We start from the raw sequence: 21815 nt of genomic DNA on the forward strand, positions 1-21815 counted from the left end.
GACATCTACTTTCAATTCAAGCGATCGGCTTGAAAGCCGGCAACAGCAAGAGGGCGGGCACCGCGTAACGACAGGGCTGAAAGCACCAGCAATGTTGCGACCAACGCCAGAGTGCCTAGCGCCGCAACGATGGGATCGAGATTCAGGAAGAGGCTCTGCCAGATTTGCTTTGGCAAAGTGTTCACGTTGCGGCTCGTGATGAATAGCGTCACAACGATCTCGTCCCAGGAGGTAACCAGCGCGAGCACAAAGCCCGCCGGAATGCCGTAGCGAATCTGCGGTACCAGCGCCTTCAGCAGGGCTTGTACCGGCGAGGCCCCAAAGCTACGGGCGAGTTGCAACGTCTCCGGATGAACCGAGGACAACGCGGCGGAAATCGAGAGTATGGCAAACGGTAGTCCCTTGATCGCGTGAACGAGTATGGTTCCCGTGAAGCTGTCGAACAGCCCCAGGATCGACAAGGCGCGATGGTAGGCAACGGCATGAACAATCCCGGGCACGATTAACGGTCCGAGCATCAATATCTTCAGGAGGCGAACCGCGCGGCCCTGTCGCTGCCATGCACCGAGGCAGAATGCGAGAGCGAGCAGGACGGCAAGACTTGCAGCCGGAAACGCGATGCCGACGCTATGCAGCAGGCTATCACGCCAGGTCGGGTCGCCGAACAGGCGCTGATAATGCAGCGTGGACAAGCCATTGTGCGGCATCGACAGGAAGCGGGTGTCGCTGAACGACATCGGTACGATCGCAATCAATGGCAGCACGAGGAATGCCACCACCAGAAGGGACACGTAGCGCGCAGGCCCGAAGGGAACCGCGATCAGGGGTGATCGTGTGCTCATGTCTTCGGCTTGGCCGTGGCCAGGTCGAGCAGGTAGCTAAACCGCCATACCAGCCCGCCTGTGACGAGGAGGAGCAATGTGCTCAGAGTCGTCGCGATGTCCCAGCGCAGTGTTTCCGTCACCTGGACGGATATGAATTCCGCCACCATGACGGTCTTGCCACCTCCCAAAATGGCGGGCGTCAAATAGAAGCCCAGCGACATGATCGAGATAATGAACGCCGCGGCTGCCAGGCCGGGTCGCGATAGTGGCAAGAAGACGCGGACGAAAGTCTGGAGGCGATTTGCACCCAGCGACCGTGCCACCTGCGGCAGAATCCCTTCGATCTGCACCATCTGGGCGTAGATCGGAAGGATGGCGTAAGGCAACATGTAGTGCACCATGCCCAGAACGACGCCGAACGTATTGCGCACCAGCGACAAGGGGTGCTCCAGCCAGCCCCAGTGCTGCAGGATGCTGTTCGCGATTCCGCCGGGCGCAAGCAAGGCTATCCATGCGTAGTTTCGGACAAGCACGGAAATCCATAAGGGCAGCAGCACACAGGCGAGCATCAGTTTTCGAGCTGCCGGACTGGCCTGTACCAACCCGTAAGCGGTCACATATGCGAGGCACAGCGTAACGCCCACAGTCAGGCAACTGATCCAAAGCGTGTTTCCGACGACCGAGCGAATCGTTGGGTTCAAAAGGACGGCCAGGTAATTGCCAAATCCCGGCTTCGGCACCAGAAAGCTCAGGCCAACCACTCCCGCCAACGGAACGAAGTAAGAGGCCAGGAGCACAAAGGCGGAGCCGGCCAGCATCCGATCTTGCACGGATCGAGCGCGAACCGGTGCGACCGGAAGGCGGGAGCGTGGCAGCCCTCTTTGTACCGTCAGCGCAGGGCTCATGCCGCCAGCTCCGACGCAACCGCGGAGAGCTGGGACGAAGTCGTATCGCTGTTCGGCAGACACCAAAGCCGTTCGCTGTCGAAGGTTAGCCAGACCTCTTCGCCGGGCGCTATCGGCCGTGCGGCAGCAGGCAACGTGACCGTCAAGGTGTCGTCGCCTACAGCAACGACAATATCGGTCGAGGCGCCCAGAAAGCTTCGGCTGATGACCTTGCCACGAATCCGATCGTCGGAATGCGATGGTCCGCCTCGAACCGCATCTAGGGTGATGTTTTCGGGACGAACTGCAAGGACGCAGGGACCGGCAGTCAGCGGAACAGCTCCAGGCCTCGCCGCAATCCTATAGCCCTGCCAGCGAAGCTGGAGCCAGCCATCGGCCCCGCCGAGCGTGATCGCCTTCAGCAGATTATTCTTGCCGAGAAAGCTCGCGACGAAGCGGCTGGCTGGGCGGTCGTAGATCGCGCGGGGTGAACCAACCTGTTCGGCCCGGCCTCGATTCAACACCACGATGCGGTCAGACAGGGCGAGCGCTTCCTGCTGGTCGTGCGTGACATGGATGAAAGTTGTGCCAACTTGCCGATGAAGCCGAACAAGTTCAGCCTGCAAGTCGCGCCGCAAGGACGCGTCGAGCGCGCTCATTGGCTCGTCCAGCAACAACAGATCCGGCTCGAAGGAAAGCGCCCGTGCCAACGCGACGCGCTGCTGCTGCCCGCCGGAAAGTTGCATTGGAAGACGGTTGCCCAAGCCCTCAATTTGCAGGAGCTCCATCACCTTCTGAACACGATTGTCGACGCGTGTTCTGAGGGTACGGCGCACACGCAATGGGAAGGCGATGTTTTCATAGGCCGTCAAATGAGGAAAAAGGCCGTAACCTTGTGGCACAACGCCAAACCGGCGCGTCTCCGGCGCGAGATGCGTGATGTCATTCCCGTCCAGGAAGACGCAGCCGCGGTCCGGCGCGGTAAAACCAGCGAGAACCGCAAGCAGCGTCGACTTGCCGGACCCGGATGGTCCCAGCAATGTCAAGAATTCTCCGCGAGCGACCGCGAGAGAAACAGACTCCAACGCGTTCAGCTCGCCGTAGCGCTTGCAGATGCCATCGAGCTTCAGAAAAGTCGATGACATCACGGTGTGGTGGCTTTCGTGCGTTGGTTCGGCCGAAAAGATGACCCAGGCGACATTCTGGTTGTCTCGAAAGAAATTCAAAAGCTGGTCCAAGAGGCGCGATGATGTTGTCGACGATGCGCAATGTCGAGTGCTGCCGGGAAAAAGCGATAAACCCACCATGCAAACGGCGCCGACATGCGTTCTGTTTCGCGTTCGATCCGTTCTTAGAAATGCCGTTGCGCTTCGATGTCCGTAACGCATGCCGGGCTGAGCCGGGCTGACGCGACTCTTCTGTCGAAGGAAAGTTGCTCCCGCCGGCGCGTGCTGCGCCCGCAGAACTACGCTCACGACTCCGGTCGTTACGTGCCGCCCACTGTGGTGACGTCGCATTGTGATCGTCCAAACCGGAATGGCATGATATTCACGATAAATGTCATCCTTGCCACTGGCCAATGAGCGTGCGCGCGTTAACGATCGTCAATAAGTGCAGGCGCGCCCAAGGTCGTTCCAGTCGATCCAGGCACCGCCCGAGCAGCATCCTCGAAATCGATCTCAAAAGGAGTTCATCGATGAAACTGAGGCTTTTGCGCAATGCCACTCTAAAACTGGAGGCAGCCGGCCGTACGATCTTGATCGATCCCTTCTTTGCGCCGAAACACAGTCGGCCAGCCATTGCAGGGCGCTCGCCCAATCCGCTGGTCGACCTTCCCGCCAGCACCGACGAGATTCTCGACGGCGTTGAGCTTGTCATCGTCTCCCATCTACACTCGGATCATTTCGATTCCGTTGCTCAGTCGCTGGTGCCAAAGCAACTGCCGCTGATCAGCCAGCCGGGCGACGACGACAAGATTCGCTCCTTCGGCTTCGAGAACGTGACGCCACTGACCGACACCATCGATTGGCAGGGCATCAAACTAACGCGGCGCGACGGACGGCACGGTTTCGGCGCCGTTGTCGAGAAGATGGGCCCCGTGATCGGCTTCAGCATCGAAGCTCCGCACGAACCGACGCTCTACTGGTCGGGCGACACAGTTTTGTATCCGCCCGTCGAAACGACGATACGTGACACCCGTCCCGACATCATTGTCATCCATCCCTGTGGCGCTCTGTGGGAGGGCGAGCAGATCGCCATGGACGCCGAGCAGGCTGTTGCGGTGTGTAACGCCGCGCCTGAAGCCATTGTCGTCGCGACTCATCTCGATTCGCTGGACCATGCAACGGTCGGTCGCGCCGATTTGCGGAAGCATGCGCTCGATCGCGGAATACCTGCCGCGCAGCTCCGTATCCCCGACGATGGACAGACCCTGGAGTTCGGTCCCGCCATCGCGGCCCAGCATGCCGCAGCGAGGTAACCAAGAGCTGGCATTCGCGCCGACAATTTCGCAAGCGTCCGGCGGGCGTCGCTCTTGCAGGCAGGCCGCCGTGCTTCAAATCGCTTCGAGAAGCTTGTGCGCCTTGAGCGAGGGCTCAAATGCTTCCCATGCCTCGATGGCCGCGTCGCGCTTACCGCACACATAGGCCATTGCGGTAGCTCCTTCGACAAGAAGCATGATCCGCGTTGCCAACCGCTTGGATGGCGCAATCCCCTGGGCGGCCAGGACAGACGCGAAATATCGTTCCATGTCACGCTTGTAACGTAGCACCACGCGCCGGACCGCGGAATCTGCGTTGTGAATCTCGCCCGCAACGTTGTTGAACACGCAACCTTCAAAATTGGCACGACGAAACCATTGATCGTGCCAAAGGAATATCGCCCTCACCTTGCCGCGCGGGGAGCGGCTCTTGTCGACAAACGCCTTCAGGGACTGCATGGAGCGCCGTGCGCACTCCTCGAGTGCCTCGACGATCAGCGACTCCTTGGATCCAAACTGATTGTACATCGTCATCTTCGTGACGCCGGACTCCGCGATGATGCGCTCGATACCGATGGCTTGAATGCCTTCGAGCTCAAACAGGCGGATCGCCGTCTCCAGGAGTTTTTGTCTCTTTGACTGCATCGGACAAGAACGGATTGGTTTCGCTAGCTCAAGACTAGAGTAAGAATGCGCCAGACACCATAGTAGGCCCGGTGCGGCTCTTAGCGCCCTTGTCAGGGCATGGGCATGGCTCCGCAAGATGGCGGGGCGCTCCAACGAGACAGCCTCCCCTCATGCCGCTTTCGCCGTCAGTAGCTGCGGCGCTTTTCCGGAAAGGTCTTCTGAAAGCAGGCCCGATAGCGGCTTGGGCTCGTCGCCAGATGCGTGCGAAAATGGTGACGCAGCGTATCGACCGAGCCGAATCCCGACATTTCGGCAACCTGTTCGACAGAGGCGCGGGTATCCTCGAGCAGCATCTTGGCGTGGTTCATCCGCTCGAGCGTGATCCACTCCCCCGGCATAGTGCCCGTCGCATCCATGAACCGCCGAATGAAAGTCCGGCGCGACATGCGCGCCCGCTCCGCAAGCTTCTCGATCGCCAGGTCTTTTTCGAGGTTCTGCTTGATCCAGCCCAACAGATCTCCCATCGCATTGTGCACAGGCTGCACGCGGCGTGGAATGTACTGGGCCTGGCCTCCCTCCCGATGCGCCGGAACGACCAATCGGCGCGCCACATCGTTGGCGACGCGGGTGCCGTAATCACGCTCGACGATGTGGATACAAAGATCCAATCCGGCAGCGCGGCCCGCGGAACTTAAGATGTCGCCATCGTCGACGTACAGTACGCGGGAATCGACTTCAATATCCGGATACTTCCGCTTGAGCGCCTCGGCCTGCGCCCAATGCACCGCTGCACGACGCCCCGACAACAGGCCGGTCGCCGCCAGCACGAACACACCTGCACAGATCGTCGCAATCCTGGTACCGCGGGCATGCGCCGCTCTCAGGCGCTGAAGAATGTTGCGCGGCGGCAGCGCGTCGATATCCTGCCATCCCGGCACGATCACGGTCTCAGCGTCGTTCAGCGCATCCAGCCCTCTGCTGGCTTTGATTTGAACGCGGCACGAACTCGATGTCGCTCCGCGCTTTTGATCGCCGCAGACCGCCACGTCGTACCAGCCGGGTCCCATGTTGGGCAGGCCGAACACCTCCATGGCGATTCCCAGCTCGAAGGTGTTGACCCCGTCATAGGTCAGAATGGCAATCTTCGGGGCGTTCATGCGAGATCGCTGCGCGGTTGACACGATATGCATCATAATAGGCATTTCTGCCAGTGGTCAATCCAGCAACACCGCGTCAGGATCATCCGCAAAATTCTGTTCGACGTTGAACGGCCGTCGTGTGCACCCGTGCGGCGATGCGATGCACATTCGCGCGCGACCAACGCTCGGCGCGCCGCATGACGCCACTGCGCATCGCGCGTCGAGCGCAATCGAAGGTACTTTTAAACGTCATACGAGCCGCAATCTGACGAAACCGTATCCAGGAGAGCTTGCAATGAAACTCGCGTCGTCGGCCGACCAGACTGCAATCCACGGACAGCTCGTCGGTGTTGGACTTGTCCAGGCCCCCAGCGAGCCTGCACGAGATCGCTGGTACGCGCTGGCGGTGCTGGTGTCGGGGATATTCATGACGACCCTCGACCTGTTCATCGTCAACATCGCTCTGGAGCGCATCCGGCAGAATCTGAATGCGAGTCCCGCCGATCTGCAATTGGTGATGGTCGCCTACAGCGCCGCCTACGGCGTGTTTCTGATGAACTGCGCACGCCTCGGCGATCTGTATGGCCGAAAGCGGTTGTTTCTGATCGGAACAGGCGTCTTCACGGTCGCATCGGCCCTGTGCGGCCTGGCACCATCAGCAGCATTCCTCGTCGCGGCGAGAGTCCTGCAAGGCATCGGCGCAGCGCTGCTGATGCCCCAGATCCTGGCGACCATCCGCGTGTTGTTCGAAGGCGACGCGCGGCCAAAGGCGTTTAGCATCATGGGCATCGTCCAAGGCCTGGCTTCTCCGATCGCGCAGATTGGCGGAGGCCTGCTCGTTACCTACGACCTGTTCGGCCTTGGTTGGCGCCTCGTCTTCTTGATCAACGTGCCGGTCGGCCTGGTGATGCTCCTGCTCGGCTCAATGTGGATCATCGAAACCCGGGCCCCGGTTCCCGCTCGATTGGACGTCAAGGGAGCGATCATCCTTGCCTCGGGTCTGCTGATCCTGTTCGTGCCGTTCCTCGAAGGCCAGGATCACGGCTGGCCGTGGTGGTCGATCGTTCTCCCCCTCAGTTCGGTGGCCGTCTTCTATCTGTTTGCACGCTTCGAGGCCGCACTCGTGCGTCGGGGCCAGGTTCCAATCTTCGATATCACCATGCTGTCCAATCACCGCCTGCTCGCCGGCGTGATCGGCGTATTCTTGTTCTTCGCCTCCATCAGCTCGTTTTTCCTGTCGCTGACACTGCTCCTGCAAGCGGGCCTCGGCTACACTCCGCTTGTCGCCGGCCTCATCTTCACTCCCACCGCGCTCGCGTTCATCACCGCCGCGCGTCTAAGTCCCGCTATCGTGCGGCGTCTGGGGGGCCGATCCCTGCTGCTCGGCGTCGGCGCCTTCTTCATCGGTCTCACTCTGTCCGTACTCGTCGCCTTCATCGTTCCGGCTAGCGCGCCGCTAATGGTGGCTTCATTGGTCTTCAATGGCTTCGGCCAGGGCCTGACTATCCCGCTTGCCCTCAACGCCAATCTTTCCACAGTTCCCGAAGCGCAGGCCGGCATGGCCTCCGGTATGGTCGGCACAATGCAGACATTGGGAGCAGCATTTGGCGTAGCGATCGTCGGCGTAGCCTTCTTCGCCAATTTGCCAGAACCGCTCGCGCTCACGGTGGAGACCAGGAGCTATCACTACGGACACGCGCTGGGTACCGCGACTTATTTCAACTTGCTCGCAACAGCGCTGAGCGCGCTTTGCTTTTTCTATCTCACCCGCACAAAGAAGGCCTGAGCGCGGACCAGGGCACGCGCGCAGGAGAGGTTCTATTCATAACGCGCGATGTGAGGTGCGCGTTATGAATGTGACAATCAGCGGATGAAGTTGTGCCACTCGCTCTTATCGCGCGCCCTGCGGCACGACCAAGCAGCAACGTGTTCCGCCCGATTGGGATCTCCTCGCCGCCCAAGCCTACAAGCGACAAGAACATTCATGCTGTAGCGGCATGGTGTTGCAGCATTAGATGCGTCGCGAAGCACGGTACGATTGAAAGGTCATTGCATTCTCTCGTTGATTGAGTATCGCGCCTTGACTCCGGGCATCGCCGCCATAAAAGTAGACTGACCGGTCGATATAGATCACTCCAAACAGCAGAACCGGATCGCAACCAGATTTCTTATCAACGAATCGAAGCAAGCCCGTTCCGAAAACGGATGAGCCGACGGCGTCGTGCTTTGGCCGCCGCCCGATGCGCCATGTAACGATAGGGTGCCGATGCAAATTGGTTGGCTCGAACGATCCAAGCCACACACGCGGCGCGCAACGCGCAACGCCGGTCGGTTAGGCTCGCAGCATCCATCACCACAGATGATCGATGAAATCTACGCGCCACGTCGCGCACTAGAACCGGAAATCTTGCGAGAACCACGTTTGACTCCCCCGGAAACAGCGAAAGGGACTATCCATGAATCGTCTCAATGACGCCTTCCCTACGATCGACAATGTCGCGACCGCGCCTCCGATTCTCGAGGCAGACCGGCTGGATGCGATTGACAGGCTTCGGGACTATCTGCGTTCCGAACGCGCCGCGGTCCTGGACATCCTCACCGAGACGGCAACGTTCCAGGCGGCTGAAGCCGAGATCCAGGCGTCCGAACGTGCGTTGTCGGGCGCGGCCGATGAAGTAATCAACAATCGCCCAAAGACGCTGAATCATCTCGCCGCCTTCATGCCGTCCAATGTTCTGCTCTACTCCTACGTCCTGTATGCCGTCGTTCCATCACTCTATATTCGCAAGATCTCGCTGCGGCCGTCGAGCTATGTGAAAGAGCCGATGGAGCGGCTGCATCGCCTGCTCGCGCCGCAGCACCGATTGCCGATCGAGGTTGCGAGCTACGAGCAGAAGGTCTTCGTCGAACAGGTCGCGCGGGACGCGGATGTCGTGGTGTTTACCGGAACCTTCGGCAATTCGGAGAAGCTGCGAAAATCGCTGCCGCGCGAGCAGCTCTTTGTCTTCTTCGGGCAAGGAGTGAACCCATTCATCGTTGGCCCCTTGGCGGATTTCGACAAGGCGATCAGTGACCTCATCCAAGTCCGGCTCTTCAACTCGGGGCAGGACTGCATGGGTCCTGACGCGATTTTCGTGCCGAGAACCCACAGCGCCCTCTTTCTTGAAAGACTTCGATTAGCCCTGGAGAAGCTGAAATTCGGATCGCGCAAACATGCCGATGCCGATTACGGGCCGCTGTTCTACGGTTCGGCGCTGGACGAAATCTCCAAATATCTTTTGGAAAACGAGCAGCGGATCGTGCATGGCGGCGCAGTGAGATACTCCACACGGCACGTGGAACCCACGGTTATCTTTAGTTCGCTGCACAATCGCGCCGATATCGTCGAGTTTTTCGGGCCGATCTTCAATGTCATCGCCTACGACACTCCCGAGGACCTCGTCCGCGAGTTGTCGCTCGACATCTATACTGAACGCGCGCTGGGCGCGAGCGTCTACGCCGTGCCGGAGATAGAGGACTTCCTGCGCAAGCGGCACATGGTGTCCGTCAACTGCACACTTTTCGACATTGAAGACGGTAACACGCCGTTCGGCGGCTATGGCCGAATGGCGAATTACGCGTGGCGCAACGGTGACCTCCGTATCGAGCCGATTCTGCTGTCGCGGACCATCGCCCGCATGGTGGGACAACGGCCATGAGTCAAGCGCTGTCGGCGTGGACGGAGGTCGCCCGGTTCATCGAAGCCTCCGGCACCAAAGCGGTGTTCGGAATCCCGGGCGACGACCTGAGCATTCTGAAGGCACTGGAGGGGCGCAACATCACCTTTGTTGTCGCCAAGGACCAGCGCAACGCGATGTTTATGACAACCGGCTATGCGCTAGCTACACGCAAGCTGGGTATCTGCATCGTGGGCAAAGGACCGGCGGTCACCAATACGATGACCGGCGTGCTGGAAAGCCGCGCCTCGTGCGCGCCCGTGGTGCTGATCGCCGTCGGCACGGCGCGCCATCGCCTCGGCGCGCGCGCGTTCCAGGAATTCGACCAGACCGCAGTGATCCGACCGCTGGTGAAGTGGGCGTACCGGGTCGAGCATCCGAGCCAGTTGCCGTGGGCTATCCAGCGCGCGGCCTTCCTTGCCACAAATGATAGCCCGGGGCCGACCTATATCGAAATCCCGGAAGACCTCGCCGACGTCACGGCAACGGGTATCGCTTACGATCCACCGGTCCGACATCATCCCTATCTGTCCGCCTCGGCTGCCGCGGAGGTCCAGAAGTTCATCAGGCGACTGGCGCGGCCGATCTTCCTGCTGGGTGGCGGCGCGCTCGATGGAAGCAGGACGGTCGGTTACGAAGAATTGGCGGCCAGAGTTGGCGCTGCGGTGTTCACCACCGCATCTGGCCGCGGCGCGGCCAACGAGGGCCATCCGTTGTTCTGCGGCCTGGCCGGCCTCTATACGGCAAAACCCCTGCGCGAGTTGTGGGAGCAGTGCGACGGCCTGGTGAGCTTCGGCAGCCGCCTGGAGGAGACAGCCACGCTGCTTTTGGATTCCAAGCGCCTTCATGGGCGCGTCCTACAGATCAACATTAGCAGTGAGGAGATGTCGACAGCGTACTCCGGGCCGAAGATTGTCGCCTCATGCGACGGCATCACCGATCGGCTGTCGCACGATGACGATTTGAGCAGCCGGCCGGCGTGGTTGGACCAAATTCGGCGCAGCAAAGCCATCAGCTTCGAGACACGAACTGCCTCCCTCGACGGGGCCAGGCAAACCGACGCTATCTCGCTGCCGGCGCTGATGGAGCAACTCGAAGCCGCGCTGCCGCGCGACAGCATTCTGGTGCAAGAGAACGGCCTCCTCGACATGTGGTCGTATTTCTATCCCTCCTTCACGCTCGGCGCCGACCAGCGATCCATTGTCCCGAGCGAACAGACCAGCCTGGGCTTCGGCGTCGCCGCGGCGATCGGCGCAAAGGCCGCCAGGCCCGATCGGCCGGTCGTTGCGCTGGTGGGGGACGGGGCCTTCAATATCGCCCGCGCCGACCTGTTCACGTCGATCGATTACGGCCTGCCGGTCACCTACGTCGTGCTCAACAACCAGGGCTTCGGCTGGCTTGAGTATCAATGGCGCAAGCATGGCTTCGAGAGCACGCGGTTCGCTCTCGAGAGCAGCTTTGCCACGATCGTGAGGGGCGTTGCGCATCTGCCCGTCGAGAATATCGGGAACTTTCGCGGTCAATTCGCCGCGGCACTCGAGCGCAACAGCCAGGGGCAAACCGCGATCGTAGACGTGCGCGTGACCAGCCTCCAGCCCGCGCCGGGCGTCGAGGATTTTGAAAGCACCTAGCGCAAACCGAGGAGCAACGATATGGCAAGGACAGCGAGCACCGGCTACCCGTTCTCCGAGGTCTATAGCTGTCGGATTCATCCGGGCATCGGAATCGCGCGGGTCGGCAACAGCCCGGACAGCTTCTATGTAGCCGCGGACACGCCGGAGGGCGCCAAGAATGCGCCGGCCGGCGGCTATAAGGATTCGAGCGGGCGCGTCCGGCGGCAGGCTGCTCTTTTCCGGCTCTATGGCTACGACAAGGATGGCAACAATCTCGGCGAACTGCCCCTGAAGCCCGCTGGCGACGAACCCGCCGTCGAAGTCGAATGGAGCGCTCATCTCGTCAACAAGAAGGGCGCCTCGCATCGGTTTCAGGACGGCCTTACCAGCAACGCGCCGCCGCGACTGCGCAACAGCAACGGCGCTTCCTATCAGTATCCCGACACGCGCACCCCCGACGATCGCACCGAGCTGATCATCGACCCCGGTGTGCGGACGATCGCGTCCTCGGGTGCTTCCGACGATCGACGGTTCGATACCGGTGCCTTTCTCGGCGTGCCCGTTTACCTTGGCGAACTCCAGGTGGACGAAGCTGGACATTTGCTCGTGCTTGGCGGCCTCGGGCGGGCCGAATCGACGACCCCCGATAATCCGATCGGCGCCGACACGCGAAGCACCGACTACTGGGCTAACAACGATTACTGGTACGACGACGTCTCGGATGGCCCGGTGTCGGCGGCCGTCACCCTCCCCGACGGACGCCGGATCGACGTATCAGATCCCAAGGATGCGGCATGGGTGGTGGTGGGGCCACCGAACTATGCGCCGTCCATCGATGCGCTGGTTACGCTCTACGATGTCGCAGAGGAGATCGCCATCGACGCCGGATGGCTGACGGAGAGCACCGAGGTCGACAATGGGCGTCTTCAGTCCCTGCTGTCCCGCATGGACAATATCGCCTGGGTGAACAATGACGCCCGGAGGGGTCATAAATTCACGTTCGCGCATTGTCAGTCCGCCGCCGAGCGCGCGCGCATTTTCGCGATGCTGCGCAATCCGACGGCAGAAGGCAGCGCCGCCATCAAACAGGCCACCGCGCGCTATATGCCGCCGCTCTACGGCGACCGAGGGCCTGGCCAGCCCGGCGTTCCCGCTAGCTGGTTCTCCTTGCTGCCGCGGCAGTATCGCCTGCTTGAAAAATGGAAGCAGGCGACGGCCGCTACTGCGGAAGCAGTGGATCAACCGCTACAAGCACCGGCAAGCCGGACGTCGGACGAGCGTGTGAGTGAGTTACAGCGCGTCGTACTGAACCAGGCAGTGGGCGGCCCTTTCGCACCGGGGGTTGAGGTCGGCCAGCGGGCGAAGGACCCGGCCACCTATGTCGATGCCTTTCGGATCAACCGCGGTTCGATCAAAGCTGGTGATTTGACGTCGAGCCTGAGCGTGCCCTGGCAGGCCGGGCTCTATCTGCGGCGCGGAAACTGGTGGCCGTCGGCGCGGCCCGACGACGTCATTCCCCAGGACGTATTCGACGAGGTCAATGCATTGTGGTCGCCGGGAGGCAAAAGCGTCCGCGAAGGCCTCGAAGGACGTGTGAAGTGGGACCGTGGCCTGGGTGTCAGCACGCTGTTGCGTCGGCCCTGGCAGAATCCCGCGGCGACTCGCGATGATCCGCGAGACTCGGCGCGGCGCGGCGCCGACGACATGGTACGCTATTGGCACGAACTCGGCTTCGTACGGCGGATCCGCGCCGCCAGCGGCGAGGACGTCCATGTCGAGACCGAGCGCCTGCCATACGCGGGCATGGACATCCGCTATCTTTTCCACACGCTGCTCAATCTGGAGCATCACCGCGGTTGCCTCGGCAAGGCGCAAGAGTATGTGGAGAGTGTCCTGCAAGCGGCGCGCGACGTGCAGAAATTGCCGAGCGCGTTCAATTTCATGAACAACGTCCGGCCTTTCCGGTACTCGGAGGACGTGTTCGAAGCACGCATGAAGGACATCTATGACGACTGCATGGAGTTCGGCCTGACCGAGAACGGCAGGCCCTACAATGCTGCAAACGAGGAGCACAACCCCTACTTCTCCACCCGGGAGAACGTCATTGAGCGAGTCAAGCAGCTTACACCGTTCAATTTCCTCGATGGCGCCTGGCTGCGCAACGTGCATCGCATGGGGCCGATGGATGAGGTGAATTCGACACTGTTCTCCATCTTCAACGAGGAGCTTGGCGACGGCCAAGTCTCGCAGAATCACGCGAACGTCTACCGCGACCTCTGCCATTCCTTCGGCTTCTATCCGTCGCCCGTGGCGAGTACCGCGTTCGCCTTTGATCCGCAATTCCTTGATGCCGCCTTTGAGAGCGCTACATTTCAACTTGGAATCTCGGAGTTTCCGAGCCTGTACTATCCCGAGATCATTGGCATGACGCTCTGGCTGGAGTGGACGGCCTTGGAATTGCACCGAGCTGCTTCGATCCTCGAGAATGTCGGCCTCAGCGCCAAATTCCACCGTCTCCATATCGCCATCGACAATGCCGAGGACGGACATGCGGGACAGATCCTGCGAGCGGTGAAGATCTATCTCCACAACGTCATGCTGCATGGCGGAGAGGAGGCGGTGCAAGCGCAATGGTCCCGTATCTGGGATGGCTACGTTGCTTACGCTCTCACCTTCGCCATCCTCATGCAGCAGATCATCCATATTCTGAGAGAGCCGCGGACTGTCGAGGATCAGTTGCTCCAGTTGATCAGCACGAAGAAGCTGTACGGACAATATAACCACGGCACCAAGAAACTCGGTGGCGTGCCGATCAACCAGTTCTTCAACGATCCGAAAGCGTTCCTCGATGGCCTGATCGAACATGGCTACATCGTGCCTGGTGATCCGGACGGAAGCCGCTTCTTCAAACTGCTTGAGTTCGACGGCGCCATGTTCCGCGTTTTCACCGAGGCGGAGATCAAGCTGTGGCGCGACTGGGTGCAGGATGAAGCACCATCGTTCAAGCAGCGAGACCGGCAGAGGCCCCAATCCTTGGATGAACGCCGCCTCGATGAGGCGTGCCGAACCAAATTCAAATTCGTGCAGCAGATCGCCGGGGAGCGGTTTGGAAACCTGCGGCAGACCGCGTCTCCGCGGCGGGTATTTCTCTGGCTTGACGCGATCGACAAGGCGCATCGCGCAGGAAACGGGACCTCACCTCACAAGGAGGTGGACCAGGCCCGCGCAGTAATCACGAAATACGATAATTGGCTTGCCTGGGCGATGGTGCGCTCCGTCTATCACATGATGACCCAACTTCGCGTCACTGATCGACAGTCCGGGCAGGACGATCTCGTAAGGCGCCTACTAGACATTCGGAACGCATCCGACTTTTCGGAGGCGGCGGGACGTTTTTTACACTCTCTCAAAGAGAAGCTCGCTAATTCGGTGAATGGCGAAGTGCTGTCCGAGCTGGAAGCCAGTCCGTTCGGTCAACTATTCGACGCAATTCCCCCGGGCTGCGATGGCAACAGCATTCGCACCTTGTTGTCCGCCTGGATCGGACAAGGCATGCCACTGCCGAATGTCGCCGACAAAAACCCAAAAGCGCTGCGGCTCGAAGCGACCGTCGAGGAGGAGGAGTTTCATCCAACAGGTATCGCTCTCGGATATGGTGCAGTTCATTAGGGCAAAAGGACGAGGCGCCTCCTCATAGTAGCGGGCCTTATTGGCGCGGATCGGATGGAGACCCGACATCGTGACGATTTCGTTGGTAGGCGGACTGCATCATCTCGGCCGACGTCGGCGGTTGGCGGGCGGTCTTCCTCAATTGTTTCAGCGGCAACGCCAGTTAGCCCTGGAACCGCCCTATCGCCGCGAGATCCTGGCAAAGGGCGACCGGTAACGCTCCGTTACGGCCGACACCACCTCCCGCCGCGCGCCAATGCTGATCTTTCCCGCCATAGACGCCACCGAATCAATTCGATGGCACTGCCCCAATCATCAGCGAGAAGTTGTCCAGTAACATTCTGGATGAGGTATGCGGGCGGCAGTTTTCCCTGGCGCGCGACACATAGCGACAAATCGCGCGCATGAAGCAGACCGAGCCGTGGCGTCAGATTTATTGGTCTCGCACTTCGCTCTTCCTGCGAAGTCGACGTGCTGGCTGGCGTCCCTTAGGTACAGTCTTGGGAGCCCTCGTACCTTTGGTGGGCCGAACAAAGAACTCTGACACATGAGCGCCAAGCGTTTCAGCGATGCGGTCGAGAAGATCAATTGTTGGGTTTTCAATTGTCGCTCAAGACGAGCCATATAGGAGCGGTCAATGCCGACCGCGTAAGCCAGTTTCTCTTGCGAAAAACCGCGATTTCGGCGGATCCGACGCACATTGTAAACCACGAGCGCACGACTTTTCATGCGCCAAAGCATACCGTTCAACCGAGATGCCAAACCACTGGTTATAACTCTACTATTAGTTTCTGGTGAAGGCAGCTTGCAACTTGTTCGTCCACGGGCGACTTCTTAGCGGCGATTGCAATCGCATCCGGACGAGTGCGCAGGTCCATCGCGTCGACATGCTACTGTGCAAGGTGGGCCGAGAAGGACCAGATCCTTTTGGCTGCTGAGCTTCCTCCAATGCAATGGGTCGAAAGCTGCCGGCTTCGGGGATCGAGGTCTGCTATGCGTTCAGTACGCGTCGCCTCGCTCGCCTCTTTTCATAAGGCCCTCGCCTCTGCCATCTCCGCCTAAACAACGACGGCGCAATAGGATCGCTGTTAGACAGCACCAAGGCCTGGCGCGAAAAGTCAGAGATCGATCTGTTGGCCCTTGCCCTTTAAACTGCAACTCTGGCGGCCAAAGAGCTCGCACACCAGGATTTAGCCGCAACAATTAAAGGTCCCCAGGAAGAAATCGCCACAGCTCAATTGCGCAAGGAGCAAATGGCAGGCCGAATGAGCGCCATCGCATGGGGGCCACCACAACCGCCCCTGCTTAGCGCCTTTGCGGTCGCAGGCTGGCTCAACGGAATCGAGCAGTCCCATTGTCGCTTTGACTGCTGCTACCGCAGATGCGGCGGCCGCCGATTTGACTACGATTATGAACTGCACAGGGTGTAAAGAAGAAGAAGTCTGTCGACTTCGCGAGGTATGGAGATCTTCCGGGCCGGCGCGATCGAGGACCGTCGTCTCCAGCAGGAGCAGGAGGCACTGAAACAACGTGCTTCTTTCGAGCGTGCTAGCATAATGCGGGGCACCGCGGACACAACTGGACGGACGAATTACTGGACTCATGCTGACCGCCCTCAGCTCGGCTCTGAACAACTTCGTATCACAATGAGTGCAGTCGCCGATCGTACAGCAGAGCGTTCCAGCACCGTGACGAGCGCCGCCGAGCACACCACGGCACACGTAAATTCTGTGGCTGCATCGATCACAGAGTTGTTCGCCTCGGGTTCTGAGATCGGACGGCAAGTGGCCCTTTCATCCGAGATCTCCTACCAGGCGGCAGAGGAGGCGGAGCGGGTAGAGGCCATCCATCATGAACGGATTTGCTGGCGGCGTCAGACGCATCGGCGAGTTTGTTCAATTGATCAAGGCGATTACGTCCAAAACTAACCTACTAGGCTTGAGTGCAACTATCGAGCCTGCCAAGGCGGGAGAAGCAGGTAAGGGTTTTGCGGTCGCCGGCAAGGTCAAAGGCACTGGCAAGTCGGACCGAGAACGCCACACACGAGATCGCCACAGAAATCGTAGCGATTTAGACCGAAGCCGACGTCGCCGGGGGCGTTATCCGGCAGATGGTTGACGTTTCCAATCGAGTTGCAAAACCTGATCGACCGCAACGGTGCTCTCGGCCAAGCGAGTGCGACACTAGTTAGCGAGATGCGCCAAACCGCTCTTTAGTCAGCTTGATGTCCGCTATCGGACCTTGTAACGCGCGAGCCATGTCATGCGGAGCGCCTGAGACCGTCGGTCTCAATATGAAACATTGTTATTAAACGGACCAAAATGTTGCGCGGAAGCCGCCACGTTTTTGCCTCACGCATAAATAGTTTATAGCGCCAGGTACAATCTTAAGGCTTGTCGGAGCGTGCCAGTGGAATTTCGAGATCTGCGCTGGGCGATCGCCGCGTCCCAGCATCGAAGCCTCCGCCGAGCGGCAGAGTCGCTCAGAATCAAGCAGCCGACCCTTAGCCGTTGCCTACGCAGCCTCGAATACAAGTTGGGCGTCATTCTCTTCGAGCGCACAAACGGCGGCACGCGACCGACCGTCGAGGGACAGGAATTCCTCGAGAATGCGCGGCGCGTGGTAGGCGAAGCTGAAGCCATGACCGCTCGCCTCAAAACCCGCTCACGCGGCGAAAGTGGTCGGTTGATCATCGGCATCCATACCTCCCTTTCGGCCGGCAATCTACGGGCCACCCTCCTCGAGCACCGGCACCGCTTCCCTGATGTCGAAACTCATCTGAGCGACGGAATGAGCGACCGACTGACCTCGGACCTCGCCAGTTCCGCCATTGACGTCGCGTTCGTGGCCGAGCCCAATCGAAAGTGGAGTGACAGGTCATTGTTGCTCTGGAGTGAACGTATCGTCGCCGCCCTTCCCGAGAACCATCCGCTGGCGGGCTGTCACGTTGTGCATTGGGGAGAACTAAACCGTGAGCCACTTTTGACCTCCGGGCGCGGCCCGGGACCGGAATTCCACAGGCTTTTAATCGGCAAAATAGGAGCTTCCGATCCATGCCCGATGCTCCGCCACGATGTGGGGCTCGACCGGCTTCTCACCTTGGTCGGCGTTGGCTGGGGAATCTTGCTAGTTCTCGAAAGTGCAACCGGGGCTAGCTATCCGGGTGTCACGTTCCGCGAGGTACATGATGCCGAGGGGCCGACGCGGCTGAGCTTTCGCGCGTACTGGAGGCAGGACAACAACAATCCATCGCTGCGTCCGCTTCTCGACCTGCTTCGCGAGCGCTATCCGGATTTCTCGGCGGATTCAGGTGCGGGCTGAGCCGCATGGCGGATTGGAGCAGGCAGACGAAGCAAGCGATAAAGACGCGTCGAAGAACTTTGAAATCTTGCCAAAACTGTTCAGCAGAAGGCAGGTTTCGCTGGCAGTTGTTCGAGCTGGCGCCCCCGAAGATTGTCAAGCACTCAATTTGGATCGTGGCGCGGCCGTTGCTAGCCACGTCGTCATCGAGACTGGTACAACATAGATGGCGAGCGCGACATAGCTTTGCATTGCTCAAACTCCCGCGCCGCCGTACGGCGCGGTCTCCGGAACATGAAGATCCAAGCTTACCTGAGGGCCGCCGCCGTCAACCTCAAGCGATCCCGCGTCGCGACAAGTTCTGGTTTCGATGTGAGGCACAATGGGGGCTGATTGCTGCATAGCGCGGATCTGAGGGCCACTTTTTCAAGACCCCCACGCCGCAGCGTTGCCCAGTGGCGTTGAGAACCTTTCCTACCGCGGCCTTGATCCCCTCATGAGCAGAGCCTAGTCTCGCGTTCGAGATCGCACTCACCGCTTCCATCGCCATTCAGTCAAGCCACTATAAACTTCTTCAGACAACTTCGGATCGCAGAGACAACTCAAACGCGCCCTTGCTCAATAAGATCGGAGATCAGCTTTGCAGATCCGCATGCCATGGTCCATCCCAGTGGGCCATGACCGGTGTTAAGAAAGAGATTCGCATAGCGTGTAGGCCCAACCAGAGGGGGCCCACCAGGCGTCATCGGGCGCAAACCAGACCAATTTAGCGCAGCGTTTGCGTCGATGTGAGACCTCAGAGCCGGTACGAGTTTCAGAATGTCGTTCAGAACACGCTGCCCCTCCTTTTCGTCAACACGGGTGTCGTATCTGGCAAATTCGGCTCGACCGCCCATGCGCAGTCGGTCGCCCATGGGCACCATCATTGCATGGTATCCATCATCCATAACAGGTCGTGTAGGGCCTTCCTTCCATCCGTTTAGCGCCACCGTGACCGAATATCCTTTAAGCGGGATGATTGGCAACGAGATGTGTAAAGGGCGCGCCATTATGGGGCTATAACTGCCGAGCGAAAGAACGTACACATCTGCAGATATATCACCTCGTGAGGTAGATACATGTGAGATCTCCGAGGAAGTTCCCTTAACTATCTCGATAATATTCGTGTTCATCAAGAACTTAGTGCCTAGTTCAATTGCCAGCCTCGCGATCTCAGTCGTGAATTTGTATGCATCGCCACTTTCGTCATCAGGAAAGAATACGGCGCCCACGTAGCGATCGATGACGGCACCGAGGCATGGCTCCTTCTCAAGGATCTGGTCCTGATTAAGAACCTCAAACTGGATTCCCCACTCCTGCATCTCGCGGCACATTTGCACGAACTCAGACATCCGCCCGCCGCGGGGAAAAACCCGCATTGTGCCAACCGTCGTTTGATCGTAGTTCAGAGGCACGGTCTGGCGGATACTGCGCAAGACCTCCAAGCTCAATCTCGCGATCTTGATGTTTGCAATCATGTTTGCCTTGTGCCGCTCGTAAGTCGAGTGCGCTAGAAATCTGAGTCCCCAGCCTATGGTCGACGGTATTGCGCTTGGGTTTATCTTTATGATCGAGTTGCGGTCGGATAACATCCTGCCGAGTTGCCTCACCGTTTTTGGCGAGCTCCACGGGCTAGCGTCGCTTGGTGTCATTAACCCGCCGTTTGCGAAACTTGTTTCCATTCCTGGCCTGTCGCGACGGTCAACGACAGTGACCTCGTGTCCGTTCCTCGCAAGCATGTAGGCTGTCGCGCAACCCACAACGCCAGCACCCAGAATAGCCACTTTCATCTCACCACTACCTTCGAATTTCCGTAGAATAAGAATGTCGATGGATCGTCGGCGGTGATGCACGAGGTTGGTTGCAGTCTGCGCTGGGAGGATCGATTGTCAGGCCACGGACCAACTTTTTATCGCCAATCACGTCTAGCTTTTTGCAGCAAGCTTAGCTCGCTAAGATGGCGAGTTCTGACCTCACACACTGAAGCCGAATGATCGCGCCACTGTGGCGCGAAATTCCACTTAGACTTCTATGCATAATATCGACCAGGTCCTCAAGAATGGAGCCCGGCTTTTCTTTTTTCCTGCTTCGGCCAAATTCCCCAAGCAACAACAAAGCACAATTCTTGTCGGGCCTCGCGCAGAAAATCAGGGCACTACCATCCTCACCCCAAACCATGTACGCATCATCCGACGCCATGCCGTCATACCGTTTGTATACTTTCAGCAGCCGTGATCGAACTACTAGATAGTCCTCCGATGTCTCGATCATTCCAGCGAGCGATAGATACGGTAACCTTTGCGAGCTCTGCAGCCAGACTTCAGTTCCATCCGCTTTAAGGAACATTCCGGACTCCTATTTTTGCGGACTTTCTCCTGCGCAGCACACCTTAAGGCCTAACACCGTCGGGATCCGTCCAAGTCCTCCACTCGTAGTTGCGCAGGACGACGTGCCCTGGTCCCGAGCCAATCAGGTAGTTCGGATTGAGCGGCGTCTTACCAAGGGGTGTGCAGATTACATACTGCGGCACAGCAAATCCGGAAGTATGTCCACGGAGGTTCTCGATTATATGAATTCCCTCAGCGATCGATGTTCTAAAGTGCTCAGCTCCCCGCACTAAGTCAGCGTGATACAAGTAGTACGGTCGCACGCGCGCCATAACGAGTGCATGGACTAACCGTTTCATGACGTCGATCGAGTCATTGATCCCTTTCAATAGTACGGATTGATTTCCCACCGGAATCCCTGCTTCGAGCAACCGTTCAACTGCGAGTTTGGCCTCAGGGGTCACCTCATTTGGGTGATTGAATTGAGTATTTACCCAGATCGGATGATACTTCCGAATCATCTGGCAGAACTCTGGTGTGATCCGCTGAGGGAGTGTCACGGGCGTCCGAGTCCCTATACGAATAATCTGCACATGTGGAATCTGTCTCAGACGCGACACCACGTACTCAATCTTGTTGTCGCCAAGCGTGAGAGGATCACCGCCGCTCAACAACACGTCCCGAATTTGTGGCCGGGCTTCGATGTACGCAAGTCCGCTGTCGACTAAGGATCGATTACTGACAATTGAGTCATGCCCGGCGTGGACTTTACGCGAACAGTGTCTGCAGTACGTGGGACACAGGTTAGTTAGATGGAAAAGCACGCGATCGGGATACCTGTGTACGATGCAGCTCACATCGGTTTTCCCCTCCTTCCAAAGCGGATTCTCCGACTCCACATCTGATTGGTGAAACGACGGGAGTTGGTCGATATGATAGACGTCGGTAAGCTCCTTGGCGTTTGGGAGGGCCTGCTGACGGATCGGATCATCTGGATTGTTTCGGTCCATTAGCGATAAATAGTATGGAGTAACCTTGAAAACGTATCGTTCGCCGACTTTGTCGAACGCGTCTTCCTCTTGCGGCGATAGGACGAGGTAATCTCTTAGGCCATCGCGCGTGGTAATGCTATTCGCGAGCTGCCAACGCCAATCCTCCCAGGAGCCATTGTTCAACTGCTTAGTAGTAACCTGCATGC

14 protein-coding genes and 1 pseudogene are annotated in these 21815 nt (G+C 59.0%); 7 read left to right on the forward strand and 8 right to left on the reverse strand.

The window, feature by feature from the left end; all coding sequences use genetic code 11:
* Positions 1–11: 11 nt before the first annotated feature.
* From ACVIGB_RS26180 to ACVIGB_RS26190, 3 genes are read right to left on the reverse strand one after another with little or no spacing between them, the layout of a single operon-like run.
* Positions 12–842: an ABC transporter permease gene (locus ACVIGB_RS26180; protein ID WP_456720472.1), complete on the reverse strand. Its 831-nt coding sequence runs from the start codon at positions 840–842 to the stop codon at positions 12–14.
* Positions 839–1729: an ABC transporter permease gene (locus ACVIGB_RS26185; RefSeq protein WP_456720471.1), complete on the reverse strand. Its 891-nt coding sequence runs from the start codon at positions 1727–1729 to the stop codon at positions 839–841. Before ACVIGB_RS26185 ends, ACVIGB_RS26180 begins: the two co-directional genes overlap by 4 nt.
* Entirely contained in the window at positions 1726–2946 is a 1221-nt protein-coding gene (locus tag ACVIGB_RS26190) for an ABC transporter ATP-binding protein (protein WP_456720470.1), read from the reverse strand. The genes ACVIGB_RS26185 and ACVIGB_RS26190 overlap by 4 nt, the downstream gene beginning before the upstream one ends.
* A gap of 341 nt (positions 2947–3287) precedes the next feature.
* Here ACVIGB_RS26190 and ACVIGB_RS26195 point away from each other — a divergent pair, with 341 nt between their 5' ends.
* Positions 3288–4187, forward strand: a complete 900-nt coding sequence (locus ACVIGB_RS26195; RefSeq protein WP_456720469.1) for an MBL fold metallo-hydrolase — start codon at positions 3288–3290, stop codon at positions 4185–4187.
* A gap of 75 nt (positions 4188–4262) precedes the next feature.
* Here ACVIGB_RS26195 and ACVIGB_RS26200 read toward each other — a convergent pair whose 3' ends face one another.
* Both ACVIGB_RS26200 and ACVIGB_RS26205 read right to left on the reverse strand, forming a co-directional pair.
* Complete coding sequence (locus ACVIGB_RS26200) at positions 4263–4832, reverse strand: TetR/AcrR family transcriptional regulator (protein WP_456720468.1); 570 nt, start codon at positions 4830–4832, stop codon at positions 4263–4265.
* A gap of 167 nt (positions 4833–4999) precedes the next feature.
* Positions 5000–5971: a helix-turn-helix domain-containing protein gene (locus ACVIGB_RS26205; protein WP_456720467.1), complete on the reverse strand. Its 972-nt coding sequence runs from the start codon at positions 5969–5971 to the stop codon at positions 5000–5002.
* Positions 5972–6248: 277 nt separating this feature from the next.
* Between ACVIGB_RS26205 and ACVIGB_RS26210 the strand changes: the two genes are divergently transcribed.
* The 4 genes from ACVIGB_RS26210 to ACVIGB_RS26225 all read left to right on the forward strand — a co-directional run bounded on the left by ACVIGB_RS26210 (position 6249) and on the right by ACVIGB_RS26225 (position 14951).
* Positions 6249–7739, forward strand: a complete 1491-nt coding sequence (locus tag ACVIGB_RS26210; RefSeq protein ID WP_456720466.1) for an MFS transporter — start codon at positions 6249–6251, stop codon at positions 7737–7739.
* Between the two features lie 670 nt (positions 7740–8409).
* The gene (locus ACVIGB_RS26215; RefSeq protein ID WP_456720465.1) at positions 8410–9651 is read left to right on the forward strand and encodes an aldehyde dehydrogenase family protein; all 1242 of its coding nucleotides are present in this window, start codon (positions 8410–8412) and stop codon (positions 9649–9651) included.
* Complete coding sequence (locus ACVIGB_RS26220) at positions 9648–11300, forward strand: thiamine pyrophosphate-binding protein (RefSeq protein WP_456720464.1); 1653 nt, start codon at positions 9648–9650, stop codon at positions 11298–11300. Before ACVIGB_RS26215 ends, ACVIGB_RS26220 begins: the two co-directional genes overlap by 4 nt.
* 21 nt (positions 11301–11321) lie before the next feature.
* Positions 11322–14951, forward strand: coding sequence for a LodA/GoxA family CTQ-dependent oxidase (locus ACVIGB_RS26225; protein WP_456720463.1), 3630 nt, complete (start codon positions 11322–11324; stop codon positions 14949–14951).
* Between the two features lie 433 nt (positions 14952–15384).
* Here the strand turns inward: ACVIGB_RS26225 and ACVIGB_RS26230 are convergent.
* Positions 15385–15680 (reverse strand): annotated as a pseudogene (locus tag ACVIGB_RS26230) (helix-turn-helix domain-containing protein).
* A 1122-nt stretch (positions 15681–16802) separates the two neighbouring features.
* Between ACVIGB_RS26230 and ACVIGB_RS26235 the strand changes: the two are divergent.
* Together ACVIGB_RS26235 and ACVIGB_RS26240 are read left to right on the forward strand one after the other, a co-directional pair.
* Positions 16803–17069, forward strand: a complete 267-nt coding sequence (locus ACVIGB_RS26235; RefSeq protein WP_456720462.1) for a methyl-accepting chemotaxis protein — start codon at positions 16803–16805, stop codon at positions 17067–17069.
* Between the two features lie 291 nt (positions 17070–17360).
* Complete coding sequence (locus ACVIGB_RS26240) at positions 17361–18272, forward strand: LysR family transcriptional regulator (RefSeq protein ID WP_456720461.1); 912 nt, start codon at positions 17361–17363, stop codon at positions 18270–18272.
* A gap of 581 nt (positions 18273–18853) precedes the next feature.
* Here ACVIGB_RS26240 and ACVIGB_RS26245 read toward each other — a convergent pair.
* Positions 18854–20080 carry a D-amino acid dehydrogenase gene (locus tag ACVIGB_RS26245; protein WP_456720460.1) on the reverse strand — a complete coding sequence of 409 codons (1227 nt, stop codon included), beginning with the start codon at positions 20078–20080 and terminating at the stop codon, positions 18854–18856.
* A 599-nt stretch (positions 20081–20679) separates the two neighbouring features.
* Complete coding sequence (locus tag ACVIGB_RS26250) at positions 20680–21813, reverse strand: KamA family radical SAM protein (RefSeq protein ID WP_456720459.1); 1134 nt, start codon at positions 21811–21813, stop codon at positions 20680–20682.
* Between the last annotated feature and the right edge of the window lie 2 nt (positions 21814–21815).

The sequence above is a fragment of the Bradyrhizobium sp. USDA 4341 genome, from assembly GCF_054063755.1.

What these genes read in the sequence shown, in the direction of transcription:
- ACVIGB_RS26180 (WP_456720472.1), bottom strand. Translation starts at nt 842, where the DNA reads ATGAGCACACGATCACCCCTGATCGCGGTTCCCTTCGGGCCTGCGCGC.
- ACVIGB_RS26185 (WP_456720471.1), bottom strand. Translation starts at nt 1,729, where the DNA reads ATGAGCCCTGCGCTGACGGTACAAAGAGGGCTGCCACGCTCCCGCCTT.
- ACVIGB_RS26195 (WP_456720469.1), top strand. Translation starts at nt 3,288, where the DNA reads ATGAGCGTGCGCGCGTTAACGATCGTCAATAAGTGCAGGCGCGCCCAA.
- ACVIGB_RS26200 (WP_456720468.1), bottom strand. Translation starts at nt 4,832, where the DNA reads ATGCAGTCAAAGAGACAAAAACTCCTGGAGACGGCGATCCGCCTGTTT.
- ACVIGB_RS26205 (WP_456720467.1), bottom strand. Translation starts at nt 5,971, where the DNA reads ATGAACGCCCCGAAGATTGCCATTCTGACCTATGACGGGGTCAACACC.
- ACVIGB_RS26210 (WP_456720466.1), top strand. Translation starts at nt 6,249, where the DNA reads ATGAAACTCGCGTCGTCGGCCGACCAGACTGCAATCCACGGACAGCTC.
- ACVIGB_RS26215 (WP_456720465.1), top strand. Translation starts at nt 8,410, where the DNA reads ATGAATCGTCTCAATGACGCCTTCCCTACGATCGACAATGTCGCGACC.
- ACVIGB_RS26220 (WP_456720464.1), top strand. Translation starts at nt 9,648, where the DNA reads ATGAGTCAAGCGCTGTCGGCGTGGACGGAGGTCGCCCGGTTCATCGAA.
- ACVIGB_RS26225 (WP_456720463.1), top strand. Translation starts at nt 11,322, where the DNA reads ATGGCAAGGACAGCGAGCACCGGCTACCCGTTCTCCGAGGTCTATAGC.
- ACVIGB_RS26235 (WP_456720462.1), top strand. Translation starts at nt 16,803, where the DNA reads ATGAACGGATTTGCTGGCGGCGTCAGACGCATCGGCGAGTTTGTTCAA.
- ACVIGB_RS26245 (WP_456720460.1), bottom strand. Translation starts at nt 20,080, where the DNA reads ATGAAAGTGGCTATTCTGGGTGCTGGCGTTGTGGGTTGCGCGACAGCC.
- ACVIGB_RS26250 (WP_456720459.1), bottom strand. Translation starts at nt 21,813, where the DNA reads ATGCAGGTTACTACTAAGCAGTTGAACAATGGCTCCTGGGAGGATTGG.